This window comes from Rhodoferax sp. (genome assembly GCF_028689305.1).
Classification (GTDB): Bacteria; Pseudomonadota; Gammaproteobacteria; order Burkholderiales; family Burkholderiaceae_C; genus Rhodoferax.
In genome coordinates this window covers 1-25,385 of record NZ_JAQTWM010000025.1, presented here as the reverse complement: position 1 = coordinate 25,385, position 25,385 = coordinate 1, and the positions used below count along the sequence as shown (strand labels likewise).

20 protein-coding genes are annotated in these 25,385 nt (G+C 61.3%); 14 read left to right on the top strand and 6 right to left on the bottom strand.

From position 1 onward, the window contains the following. Positions 1-24: 24 nt before the first annotated feature. From PHW99_RS07490 to PHW99_RS07435, 12 genes are all read left to right on the top strand, one after another. Complete coding sequence (locus tag PHW99_RS07490) at positions 25-1,959, top strand: type IV pili methyl-accepting chemotaxis transducer N-terminal domain-containing protein (protein WP_300175291.1); 1,935 nt, start codon at positions 25-27, stop codon at positions 1,957-1,959. 11 nt (positions 1,960-1,970) lie between these two features. Then, a complete protein-coding gene (locus PHW99_RS07485; protein ID WP_300175290.1) occupies positions 1,971-2,708 on the top strand; it encodes a response regulator in 738 nt (245 codons plus the stop codon). Positions 2,709-2,856: 148 nt separating this feature from the next. Then, complete coding sequence (locus PHW99_RS07480) at positions 2,857-4,098, top strand: nitrate/nitrite transporter (protein ID WP_300175288.1); 1,242 nt, start codon at positions 2,857-2,859, stop codon at positions 4,096-4,098. 38 nt (positions 4,099-4,136) lie between these two features. Further along, the gene (locus tag PHW99_RS07475) at positions 4,137-5,765 is read left to right on the top strand and encodes an MFS transporter (RefSeq protein ID WP_300175286.1); all 1,629 of its coding nucleotides are present in this window, start codon (positions 4,137-4,139) and stop codon (positions 5,763-5,765) included. Positions 5,766-5,887: 122 nt separating this feature from the next. Further along, the gene (locus tag PHW99_RS07470; protein ID WP_300175284.1) at positions 5,888-9,700 is read left to right on the top strand and encodes a nitrate reductase subunit alpha; all 3,813 of its coding nucleotides are present in this window, start codon (positions 5,888-5,890) and stop codon (positions 9,698-9,700) included. Positions 9,701-9,711: 11 nt separating this feature from the next. Beyond that, on the top strand, positions 9,712-11,235 hold the full coding sequence (gene narH / locus PHW99_RS07465) for a nitrate reductase subunit beta (protein WP_300175282.1): 1,524 nt from the start codon (positions 9,712-9,714) through the stop codon (positions 11,233-11,235). A gap of 3 nt (positions 11,236-11,238) precedes the next feature. Next, on the top strand, positions 11,239-11,958 hold the full coding sequence (gene narJ / locus PHW99_RS07460) for a nitrate reductase molybdenum cofactor assembly chaperone (protein WP_300175280.1): 720 nt from the start codon (positions 11,239-11,241) through the stop codon (positions 11,956-11,958). Beyond that, on the top strand, positions 11,955-12,689 hold the full coding sequence (gene narI / locus PHW99_RS07455; protein ID WP_300175278.1) for a respiratory nitrate reductase subunit gamma: 735 nt from the start codon (positions 11,955-11,957) through the stop codon (positions 12,687-12,689). Before narJ ends, narI begins: the two co-directional genes overlap by 4 nt. 10 nt (positions 12,690-12,699) lie before the next feature. Then, on the top strand, positions 12,700-13,494 hold the full coding sequence (locus PHW99_RS07450; RefSeq protein ID WP_300175276.1) for a peptidylprolyl isomerase: 795 nt from the start codon (positions 12,700-12,702) through the stop codon (positions 13,492-13,494). Between the two features lie 25 nt (positions 13,495-13,519). After that, a complete protein-coding gene (locus tag PHW99_RS07445; RefSeq protein WP_300175274.1) occupies positions 13,520-14,224 on the top strand; it encodes a carbonic anhydrase in 705 nt (234 codons plus the stop codon). Then, positions 14,221-14,625, top strand: coding sequence for a ribonucleotide reductase subunit alpha (locus PHW99_RS07440; RefSeq protein WP_300175272.1), 405 nt, complete (start codon positions 14,221-14,223; stop codon positions 14,623-14,625). The genes PHW99_RS07445 and PHW99_RS07440 overlap by 4 nt, the downstream gene beginning before the upstream one ends. A gap of 30 nt (positions 14,626-14,655) precedes the next feature. Next, positions 14,656-15,348, top strand: a complete 693-nt coding sequence (locus PHW99_RS07435; RefSeq protein ID WP_300175270.1) for a Crp/Fnr family transcriptional regulator — start codon at positions 14,656-14,658, stop codon at positions 15,346-15,348. Positions 15,349-15,478: 130 nt separating this feature from the next. Here PHW99_RS07435 and PHW99_RS07430 read toward each other — a convergent pair whose 3' ends face one another. The 5 genes from PHW99_RS07430 to PHW99_RS07410 form a co-directional block, all read right to left on the bottom strand. Then, on the bottom strand, positions 15,479-16,543 hold the full coding sequence (locus PHW99_RS07430) for a DUF1631 family protein (RefSeq protein WP_300175268.1): 1,065 nt from the start codon (positions 16,541-16,543) through the stop codon (positions 15,479-15,481). Positions 16,544-16,842: 299 nt separating this feature from the next. After that, positions 16,843-18,021 (bottom strand): efflux RND transporter periplasmic adaptor subunit, encoded by a 1,179-nt coding sequence (locus PHW99_RS07425; RefSeq protein ID WP_300175266.1) that lies wholly within the window; start codon positions 18,019-18,021, stop codon positions 16,843-16,845. A 13-nt stretch (positions 18,022-18,034) separates the two neighbouring features. Beyond that, positions 18,035-20,401, bottom strand: a complete 2,367-nt coding sequence (locus PHW99_RS07420) for an ABC transporter permease (RefSeq protein ID WP_300175264.1) — start codon at positions 20,399-20,401, stop codon at positions 18,035-18,037. After that, entirely contained in the window at positions 20,395-21,054 is a 660-nt protein-coding gene (locus tag PHW99_RS07415) for an ABC transporter ATP-binding protein (RefSeq protein WP_300175328.1), read from the bottom strand. Before PHW99_RS07415 ends, PHW99_RS07420 begins: the two co-directional genes overlap by 7 nt. A gap of 248 nt (positions 21,055-21,302) precedes the next feature. Continuing rightward, positions 21,303-22,187 carry a pirin family protein gene (locus PHW99_RS07410; RefSeq protein ID WP_300175262.1) on the bottom strand — a complete coding sequence of 295 codons (885 nt, stop codon included), beginning with the start codon at positions 22,185-22,187 and terminating at the stop codon, positions 21,303-21,305. Positions 22,188-22,295: 108 nt separating this feature from the next. On the opposite strand from PHW99_RS07410, the gene PHW99_RS07405 reads away from it, so the two are divergent. After that, entirely contained in the window at positions 22,296-23,219 is a 924-nt protein-coding gene (locus PHW99_RS07405; RefSeq protein ID WP_300175260.1) for a LysR family transcriptional regulator, read from the top strand. A 161-nt stretch (positions 23,220-23,380) separates the two neighbouring features. Here the strand turns inward: PHW99_RS07405 and PHW99_RS07400 are convergent, their stop codons facing one another. Further along, the gene (locus PHW99_RS07400) at positions 23,381-24,595 is read right to left on the bottom strand and encodes an NnrS family protein (RefSeq protein WP_366913153.1); all 1,215 of its coding nucleotides are present in this window, start codon (positions 24,593-24,595) and stop codon (positions 23,381-23,383) included. A gap of 281 nt (positions 24,596-24,876) precedes the next feature. On the opposite strand from PHW99_RS07400, the gene PHW99_RS07395 reads away from it, so the two are divergent. Continuing rightward, the coding region (locus tag PHW99_RS07395; protein ID WP_366913151.1) for a ribonucleotide reductase N-terminal alpha domain-containing protein at positions 24,877-25,385 on the top strand (509 nt) is incomplete at its 3' end.

The following is a 25,385-nucleotide window of genomic DNA, read 5'->3' as shown; positions in this document are numbered from 1 at the left end:
TTCGACGCATCACCAGCATCCGGCATGCCGACCACCCGACACTGGAGTCTGGGCGCCAAGCTGATGCTGGTGGGGGTGCCCTTTTTGCTGCTGGTGCTGCTGGCCACCGCAGCCACGCTGTGGGTCTCCTGGCAACTCGACGGCGGCGCTGCGGCCGTCAACGAGGCCGGGCGCATGCGCATGCAGTCTTACCGCATGTCGCTGTCCATTGGCACGCAGGAGACCACCCAGCTGCCACAGCAGGTGACCCAATTCAATCAGAGCCTGTACCTTCTCAAGCACGGCGATCCAGAACGCCCGCTGTTCGTCCCCTGGGATGAGCAGCTCCAGCAGCGGTTTTCGGTGATTGAAACCGACTGGGCGCGTTATCACGCGCGGTGGATCGCCGGCAACCCGGAACAGTTTCGCGAACTGCGCGCCAGTACCACCACTTTTGCAGCGGACATCGATGCCTTTGTCAGCAGCATCGAGGCACACATCGCCCGCTGGACAGCACTGCTGCACCTGCTGCAGATGAGCATGTTGGCGCTGGTGATCCTGGCGGCCGCCATTTTGTTGTACACCGGCTACCTGTTTGTGCTGGAGCCTGTCGGACAACTCAAACAAGCCATTGAAAAAATTCAGGCCGGTGACTTTCAGGCCCGGGTTGAACGCACCAGCAGCGACGAATTCGGCACACTGGCCGACGGCTTCAATGGCATGGCAGAACACCTGCAGTCCATGTACAAAAACCTGGAGGCCAGGGTCACTGAAAAAACCATTCAGCTGCAAGACAAAACCGAGCGGCTGGAAAGCCTTTATGAGGTCACCGCGCTGGTGGCCAATGCCACCTCACTGGAAACCCTGGCACAACAGTTTGCCCAGAGTCTGGCGCGCATCGCCCGTGCCGATGGTGTGGCTCTGCGCTGGTCCAGCCAGGGCAACCAGCGCCATTTGATGCTGGCCGCCCACGGGCTGCCTGCTTCCATGGTCGAGGCAGAGCAATGTGTCCACAGCGGTCAATGCCATTGCGGCTCAGGCCAAACAGACAACCATCTCAAGGTGATCCCGATCCGAGACATGTCGCCCGCCGGCTTGCCGCACTGTGCCCAGGCCGGGTTTGAGACCCTGGTGACGATTCCGGTGCGCCTGCATGATCGTGTCATGGGTGAAGTGGACCTGTTCTTCCATGCCCGCATCACCCTGCTGGACTCCGAACGTTCCCTGCTGGAAGCACTGAGCCAGCACTTGGCCAGCGGCATGGAAAACCTGCGTCTCAACGCGCTGGAAAAAGAAGCGGCGGTGTCACAGGAGCGCCACCTGCTGGCGCGCGAACTGCATGACTCGATCGCCCAGTCATTGGCTTTCCTGAAAATTCAGGTACAGCTCATGCGTGATGCGGTCAAGACCGGTGATGCCATCGAAGTCGCCAAGATCGTCGACGAAATCGACATCGGCGTGCGCGAAAGTTACAGTGATGTGCGCGAACTGCTGCTGCATTTCCGGACCCGCACCAACGCCGAAGACATTGAACCTGCGTTGATCACCACACTGCAAAAATTCGAGCATCAAAGTGGGATCAAAACCAGCCTGAACCTGCAGGGTCACGGCCTGCCGCTGCCTCCCGACCTGCAAATCCAGGTCCTGCACATCATCCAGGAGGCCCTTTCAAACGTGCGTAAACACGCGCGCGCGTCACAGGTGTGGCTCGACGTGCAGCAGCAACCGCTCTGGCGTTTTGAGGTGCGTGATGACGGTGTTGGCTTCACCCCCGGAGGGGACTCCCTCGACGAAACCCATGTGGGCCTGCGCATCATGGCCGAACGCGCGCAGCGTATTGGCGCGCAACTCGACGTCATTTCGACAGTGGGGCACGGATGCTCCATTGTGCTGAGTTTGCCGCAACCAACCTCCCCCCTGGCCACGCCGGACCCAGCGCCGGCCACCGAGCCCACCCTGGCGCCGGTACCCGCCACCTGATCTTGAGCGCCATGTCCGACTCCTCCGCTCCCACCTTGTCCGACGCCAAGACACCGATCCGCATCCTGGTGGTCGATGACCACACCTTGTTTCGCCGGGGTTTGACCGCGCTGTTGACACGCGACCCCGGCATGTCCGTGATTGGCGACGCCGCCGATGCCAGCCAGGCCATTCGCAAGGCACAGGAATTGCAGCCCGACTTGATCTTGCTGGACAACCACCTGCCCGGCGTGACGGGTGTGGATGCCCTGCCCGGCCTGCGCCAGGCGGCCCCTTGTGCCTGCATCCTGATGCTCACGGTGAGCGAAGATGAACAGGATCTGGCCGCCGCCCTGCGTGGCGGCGCCGCCGGTTACCTGCTTAAAACCATGGAAGGTGATGCCCTGGTCGCAGCCATTGGACGCGCCGTGCAAGGTGACAGTGTCATCGCACCGGAAATGATGGGCAAACTGGTGGCCGCCTACCGGGGTGCCGCCCAAGTAGGGTCAGCTGGCTTTCCCCAGGCCCCCAATCGGCCCAACCCGGCCCCCGCCAACGGCCATCCAACTTCGGTACTGACCAGCCTGTCGCCGCGTGAACGCGAGATCCTGCGGGGCATTGCCCGCGGGGCCAGCAACAAGGAAATTGCGCGTGAGCACGGTATCGCTGAAACCACCGTCAAAATCCATGTGCAGCATATTCTGCGCAAACTGGAGGTCAGCAGCCGGGTTCACGCCGCCGTGATCGCCACCGAACACGGACTGACCTGAGGCCACCACCCGCCGGCAGATAGTTCTTTGGAACGATGGCACCCGACCCGGCCTAGTTCCACCGGCCCCTGTTAGCTGTGCTTCAGGGGGATAGCCAGGACCCCTGGCCACACCTACAGTCGTGTCACACAAACAAGGAGTGAGTGACATGACGAGGAAAGGGCAAGCGCTTTCGGTGCTGATAGTCAGCACATTCGCCTTCACGGTGTGTTTCATGGTGTGGATGATGTTCGCCGTGATCGGCATCCCGATCAAAAAGGCCCTGGACCTCAATTCAACCCAGTTTGGCCTGCTGATGGCCACCCCCGTGCTCACCGGCTCGCTGATCCGGGTGCCGCTGGGCATCTGGACCGACAAATTCGGCGGCCGCATCGTGATGACCCTGCTGATGGCCTCAACCGTGCCCGCCATCTGGCTGATGTCCTACGCCACACAGTTCTGGCAGTACCTGACGATAGGCCTGTTCGTTGGCATGGCCGGCGGCGCATTTTCTGTCGGTACACCGTATGTCGCGCGCTGGTTTCCCAAAAAGCAGCAGGGCTTTGCCATGGGCATCTATGGTGCCGGCAACTCCGGCGCCGCCGTCAACAAGTTCCTGGCACCGGCCCTGGTCGTGGGATTTGGCTGGACCATGGTGCCGCAGGTCTACGCAGCCATCATGCTGGGCACGGTCATCCTGTTCTGGTTTTTCAGCTACAGCGACCCGGCCCACCTGGTGCCCAGCCACGTCACGTTCCGTGACCAGCTCAGATCCCTGAAAGACCCCAAAGTCATCAAGTACTGCCAGTACTACAGCATTGTGTTTGGCGGCTACGTGGCACTGTCTTTGTGGATGGTGCAGTACTACGTGGGCGAGTTTGGCCTGGACATCCGCACTGCCGCCCTGCTGGCCGCCTGCTTCTCATTACCCGGCGGGGTGTTGCGTGCCGTGGGGGGCTGGCTGTCAGACAAATATGGTGCCCATGCCATGACCTGGTGGGTGCTGTGGGTGAGCTGGATTTGCCTGTTTTTGCTGAGCTACCCGCAGACCGACCTCACCATCGGCACCGTGACCGGCCCGAAAACTTTTCACATCGGCCTGAACGTCTATCTGTTCACCATTCTGATGTTCACGCTGGGCATTGCCTGGGCGTTTGGCAAGGCCAGCGTCTTCAAATACATCAGCGACGACTACCCGCACAACATCGGCACCATCAGCGGCATTGTGGGCCTGGCCGGCGGCCTGGGTGGGTTCCTGCTGCCGATCATGTTTGGCGCCCTGATGGACCTGACCGGCATGCGCTCCAGCGCCTTCATGCTGATGTACGGGGTGGTCTGGGTGTCCCTGATCTGGATGTACTGGACTGAAGTGCGTAGCGTCAACTACCTGGGCGCAAAAAAACCTGCCTGAACTCATCCACCCTACCCATTCTCTACCAGAAAGAACCTATGAGCGACTCAAAAATTTCCGGCGCAAATATTGCCGACTGGCGCCCCGAGGACACCCAATTCTGGGAAAGCACCGGCAAACGCATTGCTTACCGCAACCTGTGGATTTCCATTCCGAGCCTGCTGTGCGGCTTTGCCATCTGGGGCATGTGGGGCATCATCACCGTGCAGATGCTCAACCTGGGCTTTCCGTTCACCCAGGCCGAGCTGTTCACCCTGACCGCCATCTCGGGGCTGGCGGGTGCCACCATGCGCATTCCCGCTTCGTTCCTGATCCGGGTGGCCGGTGGCCGCAACACCATTTTTCTGACCACCGCGATGTTGCTGGCACCGGCCATCGGCACCGGCGTCGCCCTGCAGCACAAGGACTGGCCGCTGTGGGTGTTCCAGTTGATGGCGCTGTGGTCCGGCGTAGGCGGTGGCAACTTTGCCAGTTCCATGTCCAACATCAGCACTTTCTTTCCCAAGCGTCTGCAGGGCACGGCGCTGGGCCTGAACGCCGGACTGGGAAACTTTGGCGTGACCACCATGCAGGTGGTGATTCCACTGGTGATGACCTTAAGCTTGTTTGGCAGTTTTGGTGGTGAATCCATGACACTGGTGAAGGACAGCGGCTGGATTCTGGGCAAGATCACCGCTGGTACACCGACCTGGATTCAAAACGCCGGCTTTGCCTGGCTGCTATCACTGATTCCGCTGTCGATCCTGTGTTACCTGGGGATGAACAACCTCACCAGCGTGTCGCCCGACATCGGCAGTACCTTGGGTGCATTTCTGAAAATCATCTGGATCTACACCTTGTCATTCATACCCGCCGGTCTGGGCTTGTACCTGTACCTGCCCAAACCCACTGGCCTGGGCCTGATCAGCATGTGGCTGGCCATGCCGTTGATCATCTTCAGCACGCTCATGGTGATGAAGCTGACCGCTTTTGGCACCATGAAGGACAACATCAGCAAGCAATTTTCCATCTTCGGCAACAAACACACCTGGTCACTCACGGCGCTCTACATCGTTACCTTCGGCTCGTTCATCGGTTTTTCAATGGCGCTGCCGCTGTCGATCACTGTCATCTTTGGCATCAGCCATGTGCCTGACGCCACTGGCGTGATGCAACACACACTGAAGAACCCCAACGCGGTCTCCGCATTGACCTACGCCTGGATCGGGCCATTTGTCGGTGCACTGGTACGGCCGATCGGTGGCTGGATTTCGGACAAGGTGGGGGGGTCCATCGTCACCCAGGTGATTTCCGCGGTGATGGTCGTGGCCTCAGGCGCAGTGGGCTACGTGATGATGCAGGCTTATGCCTCGGCCACGCCGGAGCAATATTTCCCGACATTCATGTGGCTGTTTGTGCTGCTGTTTGCTGCCAGCGGCATAGGTAACGGCTCCACCTTCCGCACCATTGGCGTGATTTTTGATCGCCAGCAGGCCGGTCCGGTACTGGGCTGGACTTCAGCTGTTGCCGCCTACGGTGCCTTCATCGCTCCGGTGGTGATCGGCGACCAGATCAAGGCCGGCACACCACAGATCGCGATGTACGGTTTTGCGATTTTCTACGCCTTGTGCCTGGTGCTGAATTGGTGGTTTTACCTGCGCGCCGGCTCCGAGATCAAGAACCCTTGAGTCGCACCCGTGTTGCCCGGCACCACCCAATACTACAAAAATGATAGCTACATACAAAGATTTCATCCGGGCTAGAGCCTGTTTTTCCTTATAGAACCCATTGACCACCACCGAGGCACACCATGAGCCATTTTCTGGATCGACTCAGCTATTTTTCTCAAGCCAGGGAACCCTTTGCAGGTGAACACGGCGTCACGACCGGCGAAGACCGTACCTGGGAGGATGCCTACCGCAACCGCTGGGCGCACGACAAGATCGTGCGTTCCACCCACGGTGTGAACTGCACCGGATCGTGTTCCTGGAAAATTTACGTCAAGGGCGGCATCGTCACCTGGGAGACCCAGCAAACCGACTATCCGCGCACCCGCTGGGACATGCCCAACCATGAACCACGCGGCTGCGCCCGCGGTGCCAGCTACAGCTGGTACCTGTACAGCGCCAACCGCGTCAAATACCCGTTGGTGCGCGGTCGCCTGCTCAAACTCTGGCGTGATGCCCGGCTGTCGATGGAGCCGGTGGATGCCTGGGCCTCCATTGCACAAGACGACGCCAAGCGCAAGCAGTACCAGAGTGTGCGCGGCCTGGGCGGCTTTGTGCGCTCCAGCTGGGACGAGGTCAACGAGATGGTGGCCGCCGCCAACGTCTACACCGTCAAGCGGCATGGGCCGGACCGCATCATCGGCTTCTCGCCGATTCCCGCCATGTCGATGATCAGTTATGCCGCCGGCAGCCGCTACCTGAGCCTGATTGGCGGCGTGTGCATGAGCTTTTACGACTGGTATTGCGACCTGCCCCCGGCCAGCCCGCAAATCTGGGGCGAGCAGACCGACGTGCCCGAGTCTGCCGACTGGTACAACAGCAGCTACATCATCGCCTGGGGCTCCAACGTGCCACAAACCCGCACGCCGGATGCCCACTTTTTCACCGAGGTGCGCTATAAGGGTACCAAGACCGTGGCCGTCACGCCCGACTACTCCGAAGTCGCCAAACTGTCCGACATCTGGATGAAACCCAAGCAGGGGACGGACGCTGCCGTAGCCATGGCCATGGGTCACGTGATCCTCAAAGAGTTCTACTTCCCCGACCAAGGTGAGCGCAGCGCCTACTTTGACGACTACGTGCGCCGTTACACCGACATGCCGATGCTGGTCATGCTCAAGGAACACACGCTGCCCAACGGCCAGACGGTCATGGTGCCGGACCGCTACGTGCGCGCCTCCGACTTCAACGGCAAGCTCGGGCAGGCCAACAACCCCGAGTGGAAAACCGTGGCCTTCGACGAAGACGGCAAGGTGGTGCTGCCCAACGGCGCCATTGGTTTTCGCTGGGGTGCAGATGGCCGCGCGGACGCGGGCCAGTGGAACCTGCAGGCCAAGGAAGCACGCAACGGCCAAGCCGTGGTCCTCAAACTCTCAGTACTGGAAGGCCCGAACCCCAGCACCCAGACGGCCAAGGTCGGCTTCCCCTACTTTGGTGGCATCGTCAGCGAACACTTCCCCAACAACGCCACCGGTGCCAGTGCCGACAACGTGCTGGTGCGCACCGTGCCCGTGCAAACCATTTCGCTGGGCAAGGAAGGTGAGAAGCGCGAAGCCCTGGTGGCCACCGTGTTTGACTTGCAGGTGGCCAACTATGGCGTAGCACGTGGCCTGCCGGGTGAACTCGCCGCCAAAGACTTCAACGACGACACACCTTACACCCCCGCCTGGCAGGAACGTATCACCGGCACGCCGCGTGAGCAGCTCATTACCGTGGCGCGCCAGTTTGCCGAGAACGCCGACAAGACCCATGGCAAGTCGATGGTGATCATCGGTGCCGCCATGAACCACTGGTACCACGCCGACATGAACTACCGCGGTGTCATCAACATGCTGATGATGTGTGGTTGTATCGGCCAAAGTGGCGGTGGCTGGGCGCATTACGTGGGCCAGGAAAAACTGCGCCCACAAACCGGCTGGACCGCTCTGGCCTTTGCGCTGGACTGGATTCGCCCACCCCGGCAGATGAACTCCACCAGCTTCTTCTACGCCCACACTGACCAGTGGCGCTACGAGAAGCTGGGTGTGGACGAGGTGTTGTCGCCGCTGGCCGACAAATCCAAGTTTGGCGGCAGCATGATTGACTACAACGTGCGTGCCGAACGCATGGGCTGGTTGCCCTCCGCACCCCAGCTCAAAACCAACCCGGTGCAGGTGGTCAAGGACGCCGCCGCCGCCGGCATGGACCCCAAGGACTACGTCGTCAAGAGCCTGAAGGACGGCTCGCTGAAGATGAGCTGTGAAGACCCGGACCATCCCGACAACTGGCCGCGCAACATGTTTGTCTGGCGCTCCAACATCCTGGGCTCCAGCGGCAAAGGCCACGAATACTTCCTCAAACATTTGCTGGGCACCAGCAACGGCGTGCAGGGCAAGGACATGGGCCATGACGAAGCCAAGCCCGAAGAAGTGGTCTGGCACGACAAGGCCCCCGAGGGCAAGCTGGACCTGCTGGTGACGCTGGACTTTCGCATGAGCACCACCTGCCTCTACTCCGACATCGTGCTGCCCACCGCCACCTGGTACGAGAAGAACGACCTCAACACCAGCGACATGCACCCGTTCATTCACCCGCTCTCAACCGCGGTGGACCCGGCCTGGCAATCGCGCAGCGACTGGGACATCTACAAGGGCTTTGCCAAGAAGTTCAGCGAAGTCTGTGTCGGCCACCTGGGCGTCGAGCGCGAGATGGTGTTGTCACCCTTGATGCACGACAGCCCCGCCGAACTGGCCCAGCCCTTTGGTGTGCAGGACTGGAAACGTGGCGAGATCGACCTGATCCCCGGCAAAACCGCGCCCAATATGCAAGTGGTGGAGCGCGACTACCCCAACCTTTACAAACGTTTCACGGCCCTGGGCCCCTTGATGAACAAGGTGGGCAACGGCGGCAAGGGCATCAATTGGGATACCAAGATCGAAGTCACCCAGTTGGGACAACTCAACGGCCTGGTACAGGAACCCGGTGTGACCTGTGGCATGCCCAAAATCGACACCGACATCGACGCCTGCGAAGTGGTGTTGCAGCTGGCCCCCGAGACCAATGGCCACGTGGCGGTGAAAGCCTGGAAGGCCCTGGGCCAACAAACCGGCCTGGACCACACCCACCTGGCCTTGTACCGCGAAGACGAAAAAATCCGTTTCCGCGACATCCAGGCCCAGCCGCGCAAGATCATCTCCAGCCCGACCTGGAGCGGCATCGAGAGTGAAACGGTGTCCTACAACGCCGGTTACACCAATGTGCACGAGATGATCCCATGGCGCACGCTGACCGGGCGTCAGCAGTTCTACATGGACCACCCGTGGATGACAGCATTTGGTGAAGGTTTCAGCAGCTACCGTCCCCCGGTGGACCTGAAGACCACGGCGGGTATCCAGAACATCAAGCCCAATGGCCACAAGGAAATTGCGCTGAACTTCATCACACCACACCAGAAGTGGGGCATCCACTCCACCTACAGCGACAACCTGATGATGCTCACGCTCAACCGCGGCGGCAGCGTGGTCTGGCTCAGCGAGACGGACGCCAAGGCCGCCGGCATTGAGGACAACGACTGGATCGAAGTCTTCAACATCAACGGTGCGATTGCGGCCCGGGCGGTGGTCAGCCAGCGCGTCAACCCGGGCATGACGCTGATGTACCACTCGCAGGAGAAGATCATCAACACCCCCGGCTCGGAAATCACCGGCATGCGCGGCGGCATCCACAACTCGGTAACGCGCATTGTGCTCAAACCGACCCACATGATTGGCGGCTACGCCCAATTCAGTTACGGCTTCAACTACTACGGCACCATTGGTACCAACCGCGACGAGTTTGTGGTGGTACGCAAGATGGCCAAGGTGGACTGGCTCGACGAAGAGGGCTCCGCCACCGAAACAACAGCCACCCACGCCTAAGGAGAACACACATGAAAATCCGCGCTCAAATTGGCATGGTGCTCAACCTGGACAAATGTATTGGTTGCCACACTTGCTCCGTCACCTGCAAAAATGTCTGGACCAGCCGCCCCGGCATGGAATACGCCTGGTTCAACAATGTGGAAACCAAACCCGGCATTGGCTACCCCAAGGAATGGGAAAACCAGGACAAGTGGAACGGCGGCTGGGTTCGCAAGAGCAATGGCCAGATCGAGCCGCGCCAGGGCGCCAAGTGGAAGCTGCTGATGCGCATCTTCGCCAACCCGAACCTGCCGCAGATTGACGACTACTACGAGCCGTTCACCTACGACTACGCGCACCTGCAAAGCGCGCCTGAGTCCAAGGCGGCCCCCACGGCGCGCCCGCGCAGCCTGATCACCGGCAAACGCATGGAGAAGATTGTCTGGGGGCCGAACTGGGAAGAGATTCTGGGGGGTGAATTCTCCAAACGCAGCAAGGACCAGAACTTCGAGGACATCCAGAAAGACATCTACGGCCAGTTCGAGAACACCTTCATGATGTACCTGCCGCGCCTGTGTGAACACTGCCTGAACCCGGCGTGTGTGGCATCGTGCCCGTCCGGCTCAATCTACAAGCGTGAAGAAGACGGCATTGTGCTGATTGATCAGGACAAGTGCCGGGGCTGGCGCATGTGCATCAGCGGCTGCCCGTACAAGAAGATTTACTACAACTGGAAGAGTGGCAAGGCAGAAAAATGCATCTTCTGCTACCCACGCATTGAAGCGGGGCAGCCCACGGTGTGCAGTGAAACCTGTGTGGGCCGCATCCGTTACCTGGGCGTGTTGCTGTACGACGCAGACCGCATCCAGGAAGCCGCCAGCGTGGAGCATGACCGCGACCTGTACCAGGCCCAGCTCGACATCTTCCTGGACCCGAACGACCCGAAAGTGATCGAGCAAGCCCGCATCGACGGCATTCCCGACAAATGGATGGAAGCCGCCCGCAACAGCCCGGTCTACAAGATGGCGGTGCAATGGAAAGTCGCCCTGCCCTTGCACCCCGAGTACCGCACGCTGCCGATGGTCTGGTATGTGCCACCGCTGTCCCCCATCAGTGCCGCGGCCAACGCTGGCCAGATCGGCATCAACGGCGAGATCCCCGATGTCAAGCAGTTGCGCATCCCGGTCAAATACCTGGCCAATTTGCTGACCGCTGGCGACACCATGCCGGTAGAACGCGCGCTGGAGCGCATGCTGGCCATGCGTGCTTACCAGCGTGGCAAACATGTGGACGGCCAGCCCAATCTGGCTGCCTTGCAGCAGGTGCAGATGCGCCCGGCAGAGGTTGAAGAGATGTACCAGGTGATGGCCATTGCCAATTACGAAGACCGCTTTGTCATTCCCAGCACCCACCGCGAATACGCCGAGAACACGTTTGATGTGCGCGGCGGTTGCGGCTTCAGCTTTGGCAATGGTTGCTCGGATGGGGCCAGTGAAGCCAGCCTGTTTGGTGGCTCAAAGCGGCGCACCATCCCGATCAAGGCGGAGGTCTGAGCCATGGCACTTTTTTCTTCCAATATCACTGGTGCCGCGCGCAGCTTGCGGGTGTTAGCCCGCCTGTTGTCGTACCCGGACGGACAACTTCGTGCCGACCTGGCTGACATGCACGCCGCCCTGCAGTCCGAACACGTCCTGTCCGCAGCCCGCCGGGCCGAACTCACCGCGCTGATGAACACACTGGCGCACGGCGACAGCCTTGCCCACGAGGCCGAGTATGTAGACCTGTTTGACCGCGGTCGTGCCACTGCCCTGCACCTGTTTGAACACGTGCATGGGGATTCGCGTGACCGTGGCCCGGCCATGATCGACCTGGCCCAAACCTACGAGAAGGCGGGCCTGTTTCTGGCCGAGGGCGAATTGCCCGACTACCTGCCGGTGGTGCTGGAATTTGTCTCGACCCAGCCCCCCGCAGAAGCCCGCGCCTTTCTGGGCGAGATGGCGCACATCTTCAATGCCATCTTCCATGCCCTGCAGCAGCGCAACAGCGCTTATGCCAGCGTGCTGGGTGCGCTGCTGGAACTCAGCGGCGAAAAAGCCCACCCGGTCAAGCTGATCCCGGACGAGCCGCTGGACAGCGCCTGGGAAGAACCCGTGGTATTTGACGGCTGTTCGGTCAAGGGCCAGAGCAAGCCGGACCAGACGCAACCGATCCACTTTGTCAAAACCGATGCAGCCAGCCGCAAGCCAGCCGCTGCCTCTGCTGGAGTCACACCATGAACACACTCGACCACCTCCTGTTTGGCGTGTACCCGTACATCGCCTTCGCCGTCTTTTTGCTCGGCAGCCTGATCCGCTTTGACCGCGACCAGTACAGTTGGAAAAGCGACTCGTCACAACTGCTCAAGGCAGGCCAGCTGCGCTGGGGCAGCAACCTGTTTCACATCGGCGTGCTGTTCCTGTTTGTCGGCCACACCATTGGCATGCTGACGCCACACTTTTTGTATGAACACTTCATCAGCGCCGGCAACAAACAGCTGATGGCCATGGTCAGCGGCGGTCTGGCGGGCCTGGCCGGGTTTGTCGGTGTCACCCTGCTACTGCACCGCCGCCTGAGTGAGCCGCGCATCCGCATCAACTCCAAGACCAGCGACATCGTCTTGCTGGTGCTGCTGTGGCTGCAGCTGGCCCTGGGTCTGGCCACCATTCCTCTGTCGGGCCAGCATCTGGACGGCAGCATGATGATGAAACTGGCCGGCTGGGCGCAGGCGATTGTGACCTTCCAACCCGATGCGGTGGCCCTGCTGGCCGAGGCCGGCTGGGTCTTCAAGCTGCACATGTTTCTGGGCATGAGCATCTTCTTCATCTTCCCGTTCACCCGGCTGGTGCATGTGTGGAGCGGTTTTGGCACCGTGGCCTATCTGGTGCGCCCCTACCAGGTGGTGCGTGCCCGGCGCCTGAACGTGCCCACCGGCCACAACCTGCCACCCCGTCCAGATGCCCGCATCTAAGGAACCCACCATGTCCACCGCCTCTACCCTGAATCCTGCCGACAAGGCCAGTGTCAACGGCATCGCTTTGTACCTCGACGACGAGGTGCTGAGCACTGACGAACTGCGCCAGCGCGCCTGTACCGAACTGCTGCGCCAAGCCGCCGTGGCACAGTGCTTGTTGCCACTGGACGACTTGCCCTCGGCTGACGGCGTACTCAGCGAAGCAGCCAGTGAGGCCATCGAAGCGCTGCTGGAACGCCAGTTGCGCATCCCCGAGCCGTCACTGGAGGCCTGCCAGCGCCACCATGCGGCGCACCGCGCCAGCTACGCCACCGGCGAGCGTGTCAACGTGCGCCATATCCTGTTTGCCGTCACCGAGGGGGTGGACGTGGCCCTGCTGCGCCAGCGCGCCGAAACCACGCTGCTGCATGTGCGTTGCCATGACGCCCAAGCCAGCGACGACATCTTCACCCAGGCGGCCAGCACCCTCTCCAACTGCCCCAGTGGCGCTGAAGGCGGCCAGCTGGGCTGGCTCAGCGCTTCGGACTGCGCCCCGGAATTTGCCAGGGAACTGTTTGGCAGCAAGGAAGTCGGCGTGTTGCCACGTCTGGTGCACAGCCGTTTTGGCCTGCATGTGGTGGAAGTGCTGGAGCGCCAGGCCGGGCAGGACCAGCCCTTTGAGTCGGTTCACGGCGCTGTGGCCATGGCCTTGCGCCAGAACGCCTATGTCACCGCACTGCGGCAATACCTGGGCCTGCTCGCCGCCGACGCGGTGGTGACCGGCGTGGATCTGGACACCGCCGCTTCACCCTTGGTGCAATAACCCGGCCCTGACCAACGGAGCTACCGTGCCGGACGAACTGCTGGAACGCATCCGCCGCTTTCATGACCACACCTTTCCAGGTGTGCAAGAGCAGTTCCAGATGCTGATTGAGCAGGGGCAGCACCCGAGTATTTTGTTCATTGGCTGTTCTGACTCACGCCTGGTGCCGTACCTGCTGACAGGTACCGGTCCGGGGGACCTGTTCCTGATCCGCAACGTCGGGGCGTTTGTACCCCCCTACGATGGCTCGGCCGGCTACCACGGAACCTCAGCCGCCATCGAGTTTGCCGTGCTGAACCTGCAGGTTTCACGCATTGTGGTCTGCGGTCACAGCCATTGCGGCGGCATCCGTGCCCTGTATGAAGAGGTCAACCCCTTGGCCAAAAACCTGATCGCCTGGCTGGAACTGGGCCGTGAGGCCGCGTTGCCGGTGCAAGTGTCGTCCGAGGCGCTGCGCCGCACAGAACAGCGTGCCGTGGTGCTGCAGCTGGAGCGGCTCATGGGTTACCCCATGGTGCATTCGCAAGTAGCCGCCGGCCAGCTGACCCTGCACGGCTGGCACTACGTCATTGAAGACGGCGAGGTGCACGTTTTTGACGTCAGCAGCGGCCAGTTCATTCCCGCCTCGGTGGCATCGCATAGCGGCAACGGCCCCTATGCCGAACACCCATTTGACCCCTTGTTCAACGAAATTGACGCCGCCTACAAGCCGCGCCTGACCCCATCATGATCATCTCCACTTTTGACGATTTGCTGCAGGCCGCCCGCACGCAAGACCTGCCACAACGCCTGCTGCTGGTGTTTGCCAACGCCGAACTGCCGCCTGATTGCACCCCGCAACAGCGCCAGCAGTTTGAAGCGGGCACGGGTGGCGCCCTGGTGCCTGGCCTGTGTGTGGACAAGACCCCCGAGGAGCTTGGCAACTTCGCCGCCCTGCGCGAGGAATCCGCCCAATTTGCCGTGGACTGGCAAATGGTCTTTGTGTCGACCCTGACCGGCACCTCCGGCCAGGCTCCGACCAGCCAGCAAGCCGACACGGCGCTGACACGCATGGTGACATCCATCAAGCTCGGCGCCCTGGCCAATATGATTGTGTTTGACCGGCAAGGTGAAGCCATCAGCCTGAGCTGAACCTGCTGCCGCATTTCGGAGACCAGCACCATGGACCATTTTGATCTGCCCGGTTTTCTGGCGAGTTCCCCCCTGTTCAGCGCGCTGCTCCCCGAAGAACTGGCCCGCATGGCCCAGGGCTGCCGGATCCGCCGGCTGGTCAAGGGTGACATGGTGTTTCGCGTGGGCGAACCCTGCGAGGCGTTCTACCTGGTGGCCAGTGGGCAGGTCAAGCTGTTTCTGGTGTCGGCCGCGGGACAGGAAAAAGTGGTCGAGATCTTCAGTGCCGGGCACAGCTTTGCCGAAGCGCTGATGTTTCTGGAAAAGCCCTACATCCTGAGCGCGCAGGCGTTGACCGACGCGTTACTCATCGAAGTCAGCAAACAGGGTGTGTTCAGCGAGATTGAAAGTGACCCGCGTTTTTGCCGGCACCTGCTGGCCGGTATTTCCAGGCGGCTGCATCGCCTGATCCAGGACGTGGAGAGTTATTCATTACAAAACGGCCTGCAGCGTCTGATTGGTTACCTGCTGCGCGACGTCGAGTTGACCGCGGCCCCCGGCATCAACACCTGCACCGTCACCCTGCCCGTCAGCAAAGCCACCGTTGCCTCGCGCCTGTCACTCACGCCCGAATACTTCTCCCGCGTGTTGCACGAGCTGGAAGACCACCGCCTGATCGAGATCCACAAGCGCGACATCCACATCCTGAACATCCAGGCGCTGACGAGCTACGGCGCACATTAGCCGCATGACACCATCCAAGATATTATTTGCTATTGTTTATATAGCTAAATATGCGTATGATACGCGGGCTAGAGGCCCATTTTTATGCAAAAGCCACCCTGGCGCGAAGGCTGCCTTGCAGCCGGCTGGTTTACAAATAGTATTGATGTGGCCAGTCGTACTTGCTGATCGGTGCGGGGATCGGGCTGGTGGATGGCTTGATCGTGAGCTTGAGTTTTTGCGCAGGTTTGGGGTGGGTCGCCTTGCGCTTGACATGATCTTCAAACAAACGCCAGACAGAATCTGTTTGACTCTCGGTGACTTCCACGGCAGGCATGTCTTTTTCGTGGAAGGCATTGGCAGGCACCACTTGAGACGGGTGATCGCCTGCGGGCCCCGGTTTTTCCTGGGTGGCAGGAGGCATCGGCGCAGTACGAGGGCCAGCAGACAAAAAGGCATCGATCAGCGGTGCGCTGATCGCCTGAATGTGGGTGTCCTGCGTCTGGGCTGGCAGGCCCAGCAGGTTCATACCAGAACGAATTTTCTGCAGCAGTTTCGGCACTTCCTTGATGGTCCGAGAACGGCTGCGCCGGGATTTCTTCGCGCCGGAGGCCCAAATCAGGTCGGTGACCACTTTGGTCAACGCCTGTGTCTCTTGATGATGACCATGAAAGCCGGTGGCCTCGGTCAAAACTTCCGCCCAGACGTTGAAGAGGAAACTGCTGATCTCAGGCCGTACCGTCAGGCCCTTGAGCATGGAATGGATCAAATTCGTGTGGTAGACGATGCTGGTCTTGTGACGCTTTTCATGGCGGGTCTCGGGAACGACCTTGTCCGGGATGTCATGGTGAACGCCTGTCCCCGGCAGCAATTCGTTGAATTTTTGGTGGGCCAGCTCAAACAGCGCGGTGCCCCGGTGCGGCGACTGCTCAATGAACAGCACGGTGTCGTTGATCACCTTCTCAAGTTCTTCGCCAGGAATGATGTCGCCCTCAAAACCGGCGGCACAACTGCCCATGTGGGCAATCAAGGCCAGCGCCGGATGGGTTCGGGCAACAAATGCCTGGGGCGTGGCGATGGCTTCACGCAGCACCGGGATTTGCAGGCGGGCAAATGTCAGGCGAGCGGCAGTGGAGAGTTGGTTCGTTTGCAGCGTTGTCTGGAAGAACTCCGCGACAAAATCAATGGCACTGTTGACCAGACTCAGATCCTTCATAACCAAACTGATTGCTGGAGGGTTGGTTGAGCCCTATGGCCCGCATCAGCAGGTGCCTCTGCAGCGCGTGCCCCGATGGGTGAGCCAGTCACCCTGTCATGCAATGGCCGCAGCAGTGTCATCGTTTGCGCACCTCTGCCTGGCTGGTATAGACAACTGGGAATACAAATTGAAACATATGGCCGCGCATCTTACTCACACCACAGCGACAAACAGTTGATCAAAATCAACAGGCTGGCGATCTGCGTTTGGCGATGGATGCCCCGGCTGGACAAACAGCTGCCCCCACTCGCGGCACCTCAAAGCCGCTCGCGCTGCTGCACCCGCAGGCCGTCGTTGACCTCATTACCCGGGTAACGAATCACCTGCGCCCCGGCGATGAGTCCGTGCAAGACCTCAGCCTCAATCAGGTTGCGATGGCCTACCTCTATCTGACGCCGCCGGGCATGCCCTGACTCCATCACAAAAACACACCACGCTTGGCCGCAACGAAACAGTGCGCTTGCCGGCACCTTCAGCACCTTGTCGGCCTGCCAGATGACAATGCGCGCGGTCACCCGAAAGCCGTCTCCCATCGGCCCGGGCGGATCGACAAAATCCGCGATGACATTGACACGTTTTTCCTCGATGCCCAGCGCCGAGACCTTGGTCACAGCGTAGGACTCCACCCGGCGCACCTTGGCGCGCAGCACCCGATCCCCGCCCCAACCGTCAATCAACACCGGCATGCCGGGCGCAACCTTGACCGCCTCGGAGGACAACATTTCAACCACGATTTCCAGCCCCCCCAGGTTGCCGATCGTCAGCAAGGGCGTGCCAGCGGCGACCACCCGTTCACTCGGGTCGGGAACACGCAGCACCCGCCCCGCCATCGGCGCAAGCACAGGCACCAACCCGCCCGCGCCACGACCCGTCGGCCCCATGGCGCTCAGGCCTGCCTTGGCAACCTTCACATCAGCCGCCGCCGCCCGGACGCGAAAACGCGCGGCCTCCAGTTCACTGGCCGCAGTGACCTCCAGATTGCGCGCCTGCTCGGCCGCCTGCGGCGCGACGAAACCATCCTGGACCAGTCGGCTCACCCGCGTCAACTCGCGCCGTGCCTGCGCCCAGTCCGCGTCCGCACGTTGCACACGCTGTTCGGCCTCGCGTGCCACCGCCTCGGCCGACGCCACACGCGCCGTGATCTCGCCGTGCTCGCGCCGGGACAGCGGCAACGGCGCAATTTGGGCCAGCAACTGGTTTTCGGCCACCGCATCACCATCGTGCAGCTCAATGCGCAACAGCCGTCCAGCCACAGGTGCCGACAGCACAAAGCGGTCATGACTGCGTGTTTCACCCTGGTCATCCACCGTGACCTGCATCGCGCCGACCTGCACCTCAGCGGTATCCACCTCCAGCGGGTCCGGCAACAGGCCGTAGATCACGGCAGCCACCACGATCACGCCAAGGGCGGTCCAAAGAATTCGTTTTGAAACCATGCGCTACTCCATGTCATTCACGCGTCTTGAGCACCGCGATGAGGTCCAGGCTGCGGATTCTTCGCGCCACCAGCAGGCCGGACAGACCCGAGGCCACCGCCGCTGCCAACACCGGGTAGAAGTAGGACCACGCCCCGATCACCAGCGGCACCCGAAACAGCTCGCGGTCAAACATCGGCACCAGCAAGGCGCACAAACCATACCCCAACCCCAGGCCGACCGGCATCGCGGCCAACAGCAGCAGCACCTGCTCCCCCAGCAGCAGAAAGCTCACCTCACGCTGGGTGAAACCCAGCACGGCCAGACTGGCCAGTTCGTTGCCCCGCTCCGACAAGGCGATGCGCGCACTGTTGTAGACCATGCCAGCAATGATCACACACGAAAACAGCACCAGCACCGCGCTGAAAAAAAAGAACGCCCGGTCCATCGTCTCGCGCATGCTCCGCTGCACGGCTGCCCGTGCTGCCACCCCGGCCACCACCGGCATGCGCTTCAGGCGGGCATAAAGCCCGGGTGCCGCGTCGGCCTGGATACGCAGGTAGGCACCCGAGCTGGTGTTTTCTTCCCCAAGCAGGCGTGCCAGCGCGAACGCATCCATGTAAGCGCCCAGACCCAGCATTTCATCCACCAGCCCCACCACCGGCACTTGCAGCACCGGGCGGGTGCCTTCCAGCACCTCCATCGTGACCAGATCACCCGGTGCCAGATCCAGCATCTGCGCCAGTTTTTTCGTCAGCACCAGCCCTTGCGGCGGCAACTCAACCGGCCGCAGCTGCGCATCCAGCAGGCGCCGCAGCTCGTGGCCGGACACTAACCCCGTCACGTCGATGCGTTTGCTTCGATGCCCGTGGCGCAGCCAGGCCGGCAGCAACCGAAACGGCTCGGCCTGAATCACGCCGTCCATCTTGGCCAGGGCCATGCCCGCTGCCGGTCCGCGGGGTTCGTTGTAGAGCACGGTGACATCATCGCGCTGTACCTCGTTGAACTGGACCGCCAGCATGTGGTTGGGGGCATCGATGGCAAAACGTCCCACCACCATCAGGCCGATGGCAAAGGCCATCCCCAGCACCGACAGCAACGCCCGCCACGGCCGGCGCACCAGATGACGCAGGATCATGCGCAGCGAGGCCGGCAGCCGGCTCACCCATCCGCCCAGGGCGGGTGCACCGGCATGAAACGCCGCCGGCGGCTCGGGCCGCATGGCCTCGGCTTGCGCCAGCCCAACCGCCCGGCGCACCGCCACCAAGGCCCCCACACTCCCCGCTGCCAGACTGACGATGCTGGCCATCAACAGCAGGCCCGGGTCCACCAGCAGCCGCAGGCGCGGAAAGTGGAAATAATCACGATAGACATCCACAAACAGCCCCCCCAGGACAATGCCCAGCGGCAAGGCCAGCACCAAGCCCATCAGCACCGTGGCCAGCGCCAGGTAGAGGTAATGCAGCCCGACACGCAGGTCGGTGTAACCAAAGGCCTTGAGCAGACCAATCTGCGTGCGCTGGGTGGCAATCAGGCGGGACAACACCACGTACAGCAGGAAGGCGGACACCGCCAGGAACAGGCTTGGGATGGTGGTGGTCATGACCTCAAGCTCACCCAGTTCATCGGTCAGGAAACGGTGTGACAACTGCTCGGCGCGACCATAGGCACTCAGGCCTCCATAACGCCGCAGCAGGGTGTCCAGCGCCGCCACCACCTCACGCTCGCTGGCGCCGGCGGCCAGCGACAGCGCCAGATCGTTGAACGCCCCCTGCATGTCGAATGCAGGGGCCAGGGCCTGCCGGTCCATCCACATGACACCAAAGCGTTGGTTGTCCGGGAACAACATGCCGCTGCCTACTTCATAAACAAACTCGGGAGACAGGGCAATGCCAACAATCACCAGCTCTTTCCAGCGCCCATGCAGCAAGGCGCCCAGCTTGTGGCCCACGTCAAGCTGGTTGGCCTTGGCAAATGCCTCGCTGATCAGGACCTGGTCCGTCGCCCCAGCGTCGATGTAACGGCCACGCACGATCTGCAGGTCGTTGAGCATGGACGTGCGTTCGCCCGGCACCGACACCAGCCGGGCGACGGCGGGCTCGGTCAGGCCCGGCACATCCACCGAAACGTCAACCACAATGCGGGTACGCACTTGGGCCACACCCGGCAACTGCCGTACCTCTTCGGCCAGCGCTTCGGGCGCCCGTTTGAGGTGGGCAAAGACGTCGGCCAGGCGATGGGTCAGGTAATAGTCATCCCGCGCCATCAGCAAGGACCGGTAGGTACCCTGTGTCGCCACCAGGATCGCAATGCCACAGGCCACCACCAGTGCCGCCGCCACAACTTGGCCACGCAGGTGCCAGAGGTCGCGCCACAACATGCGGTTGAGCATGGTCACCATGAGATCTCGTCCGGCGTCACCTTGGTGGCGTTGCGCTGGATGTCCACAATACGGCCGCTGCTGATACGGATCACCCGATCGGCCAGCGCCGCGATGGCGGCATTGTGGGTGATGACCACGGTGATCGTGCCCAGTTCCTGGTTGACGCGCTGCAGCACCGACAGCACCAGCTTGCCGGTGGCGTAGTCCAACGCGCCGGTGGGTTCGTCACACAGCAGCACATCGGGCCGCTTGGCCACAGCGCGGGCAATCGCCACACGCTGCTGTTCACCACCGGAGAGCTGCGAAGGAAAGTGATCTCGCCGCTCGGCCATGTCCACCAGTGCCAGTGCCTCATCGGCATTCATGGGGGCATCGGCAATCTCAGTCACCAGGGCCACGTTTTCAAAGGCCGTGAGACTGGGAATCAGGTTGTAGAACTGGAACACAAAACCAACGTGCTCACGGCGAAAACGTGTCAGCTCTGCCGCCGGCGCAGCAGTCAGGTCATGGTCACGGTAATGCACTTCACCCGAGGTCGGCCGGTCCAAACCGCCCAGAATGTTCAACAAGGTTGATTTGCCACTGCCAGAGGCCCCCAGCAGCACCACGAATTCGCCGGGAAAAAGTTCAAGGTTGATGTCGCACAGCGCATGGACTTCGGATTCGCCCATGCGATAGACCTTGGACACTTGTTGCAGCAGGAAAACAGCACCCGGCGGGCCATCCGACCCGACCGATACATCGCTGAAAGAACCTGGCGTGTGCTGCAAAGGTCACCTCTTTTTCTCTCCGGCGGCCAGTGGCCCCAGGGCACCGGACCAGGCCTGATGCGCCGCAGGGGCCATGCCGCCTGAGCCATATTACACCCCGTCAGCTCAGGTCCGGTTGTCGCGGCCGGCACCGGCCGCGTCTTGACAGATCAACGGGCCGTTTCACCCAGCCGCCCATCACGGAAGTCACTCAGGGCCTGATAAATCTCGTCCTGCGAGTTCATCACAAAGGGGCCGTACTGAACAATCGGCTCTTTCAGCGGCTTGCCGGCAACCAGCAGCACCCGGGCCTCCACACCGGCCTCGATCACCACACCGTCAGCCTGCGCCTCATTGGCCAGGATGGCCATGCGCTGTACCGGAACCGCCTGGCCGGCGATGCTGACTTCACCCCGATACACATACACAAACGCGTTGTGCCCCGCCGCCAGTGTTTGAGCAAACCGTGCACCCGCGGGCAGGTGGATATCCAGATACAGGGGCTGCGTGGCATCACGCGTCACAGCACCGGTCACACCACGGGCTTCACCTGCAATCACGGTCACGCTCACCCCCTGCGCTGTCACCAGCTTCGGGAGTTCATCGGCCTTGAAGTCCTGGTACCAGGGCTTGACCATCTTGTCGCGCCCAGGCAGATTGAGCCAGAGTTGAAAACCCTCCATCACACCTTCTTCCTGCTGCGGGATTTCTGAGTGGATGACCCCCTTGCCCGCCGTCATCCACTGGACACCGCCGTTTTCCAGCAGGCCTTCATGCCCAGCGCTGTCGCGGTGCAGCATGCGCCCGGCAATCATGTAGGTCACAGTTTCAAAACCACGGTGTGGATGGTCAGGAAAACCGGCAATGTAGTCATCGGGCCTGTCGCTGCCAAACGCATCCAGCATCAAAAAGGGGTCGAGCCGATGCTGCAGCTGGTGTGTCAGTACCCGGGTGAGCTTGACGCCGGCGCCGTCCGAGGTCGCTTGGCCGGCAACCAGCCGCTCCACTGTGCGAGACAGGGCCACGGTGGGGTCGTTTTGAAGGGAGGTGGACATGATGGGCTCCTTTTCAGCAATGGGTTGAATAAAAAATCGCGATGGATGAACTCTATTCCACAACAATCTATTTGAAAATTACCAAAACTGGATAACATTGTTCTTAAAATGGAACAATCATCCCTTCAAATCCCGGTTGACCCGAACGACTTGCTCATTTTTGCCCGTGTGGCCGAGTTGGGCAGTTTCAGCCGGGCAGCGGAAAAGTCCGGTTTACCCAAGTCAACCGTGTCACGCCGGCTGGCGGCCCTGGAGCAGCAACTTGGCGAAAAACTGCTGTTGCGCACCACCCGACGCCAGACGCTGACTGAGTTTGGCCTGCAATTGCTGGAGCACGCACGCCAGGTGGCCGCAGAGGTGCAAGCCGTCACCGCCCTGCGCGAGCGCCGTCAGGCCACCCCCAGCGGACGCTTGCGGGTTTCCATGCCGAGTGATTTTGCCAATCTGCTGCTGGCCGACACGCTGGCAGCGTTCGTGGCCTTGTATCCGGCCATCGAGCTGGCGCTGGATTTGTCGCCACGCCGGGTGGACCTGCTGGGTGAGGGGTTTGATGTGGCAGTGCGCCTGGGTGCCTTGCCCGACGATGCCATGCTGGTGGCGCGCAAACTGGCGGTGTTCCCGATCGGGCTGTATGCAGCGCCCAGTTACCTGGCCGACCATGGTGAACCCGGGGTGCCTGATGACTTGGCCAGGTTTGAGGCCATCAGGATGCTGCAGGGCAATGACGTGCCAGCCAGTTGGTCGCTGGTACAAGGTGACACCCATTGGCAAGGTCTGGCACCTGGCCGCGCCAGCGCCAATTCGCCCGAGTTGTTGATCAAACTGGCTTGCGCCGGTGCCGGCATTGCCGCCGTGCCCGATTACTTTGCCGCACCGGAGGTTCGCCGCGGAACGCTGCGGCGGGTGTTGGCGGACTGGTGTTTGCCCAGTGATACCGCCTGGGCGGTCTTCCCGGAGCGCCGGCTGATGCCAGCCAAAACACGGGTGTTCATCAACATGCTGCAAACGGCCTTGGCACAGGTGCCGGCCTGATGGCGGCGCGGCAACACCAGGAGACAAAGTACCGTTGCCAAACCCTGCGTCTGCTTGGCAGATCTGGTGCCGATCATCGCCAATGAACACTATATATTTGATAGCTATACAGGCATATATTATCCGGGCTAGAGGCCAATTTTACTTATGAAACAGCGGACTCAGCCGTCCTTGCCATCCAGCCGGGTCTGCATCAGCCAGGGGGTGTATTGCCACAAGTAGATGGCAAACGCCAAGCTCCAGGCGGTTGCAGCCAGCACCAGCAAGCCTGGATACAACGGCGTCGGCAACAGTGACGCGCCAACGCGAACCAACGCCGCCAACATCACCAGGCCATAGGCCAGCACTTCGGTGCGCGATACCGCCAATGGGCGACCCGTGTGCCCACGCGCGGTGCGAGTCATCATGCCGATGATCAACCCGCCGGTGGCCCCCAACGCCAGCGCGTGAATCCCCACCGTGGCTGCCACCCAGCCCATTTGCGCCAATGCCAGCAGAAACAACCCGACGGGAATCCAGGCGTAGGCGGCGTGCAAGATCCACAAAATGGGTCGACCCCGCGCTTTGCCGGGTTGCCAGCCACCAAGCCGCCGACCGTGCAGCCCGCTGGCTGCCAGCAGCGCGCCGGCGCTGAACCAGCTCGCTGGGAAAACCACCCACAGCAACAAACCCAGCGCGCTCAGGCCCAGCGTCCAGCGCTCGACCGTGCTGGAGGCCTCCAGGCGAAGCCCCGGATTGGCCGCCATGGTGAACGCCGGAATGACACGCCCGGCTATCACGCATTCGATCATGATGATCAGGGCCAGGCCGGCATACAGAGGTACCAGCGCAGACACAGCCAGCATGCCGGCCGCCGCCAGATGGAACACCGCGTTGGCTGTAGCCAGGGCCATCAGAATGCCTGCCAATGGCAGATTCCGGCGGTTTTTGGCGCGCCATAACAGGCGGGTAAAGATCAAGGCCACCAGCGGCAACAACGCCACATCCAGCAAGGCATACAGCAGGGCCGAACTGCCCAGCGCCGCCAGCCGGGCTGCCAGCCACAGAAGCGCCAGTGCGCCCAACAACGGGCCACGCGGGGTGGCCAGACCGGTCCAATTCTTGCCAGCGGTCATTAAAAAGCCGATGATGACCGCCACGGCGAAGCCAAACAGCATCTCGTGCGCATGCCACAACAAGGCCGGTACCGCCGGAGTAAATGGTGTAGCGCCCAGAAACAGCACCAGCCAAAGCGGCACCAGCAGCGCCGCCGCCAGGGCACCGGCCACATAAAACGGGCGAAAACCCAGGCGCAGGAATGGCCAGCCTTGCGGCTGGTTGATGGCCGCCCCGGCGTCAGAAAAAAGGGGGAGTGATTCGGTTTTGATGGAAGACATGCCGCCATTGTCAGAAGAAGTGCCTGCCGCAACCTTAACCTGGGTCAAGTTGTGCCGGTCCGATTCAAAAAGTGAAGCGCAACATGCCCATGGGCACTGCTTTGCGGGCGAAAACGATCTTCAGCGAGGACCATATCGAACGCTATAGGTAGACATTTTTTAACAACTTAGCCCCACATATAGTGTTTAAAGCTGGTTTAATTGCACACCTATTGCAGCAGATCAAAGATTTGGCCAAATCACCCATCTAGCATCGCCACACTTTTTCAAAAGAGACCACCATGACCCCCAAAGCCCCGGAATCCATCCAGAAAGTCACGTCATTGGCACCCCAGCCCATCAGCGAGGAAGTGCTGATCGAAAAGTACAGCAAGGGCACCGAAAAAACTGTATTGGACGTGAACCAACGGGTTGCCCGGGCCTTGGCCAGTGTCGAGCAGGCTGACGTGCAAAAGACCTGGGAAGCCAGGTTTCTGGCCGCCCTGCAAGCCGGGTTCCTGCCCGCCGGACGCATCCAGTCTGCCGCTGGCACCAATTTGTCCGCCACCCTGATCAATTGTTTTGTGCAGCCAGTGGGCGACTCCATCGCCCAGATCGAAGACGGGCACCCCGGTATCTACACCGCCCTGACCGAAGCCGCTGAAACCATGCGCCGCGGCGGCGGCGTAGGGTACGACTTTTCGCGCATCCGCCCGCGTGGCGCTTGGGTCGGCAGCACCCAGAGCAGCGCCTCGGGCCCGGTGAGTTACATGCGCGTGTTTGACCGTTCGTGTGAAACCGTGGAGTCCGC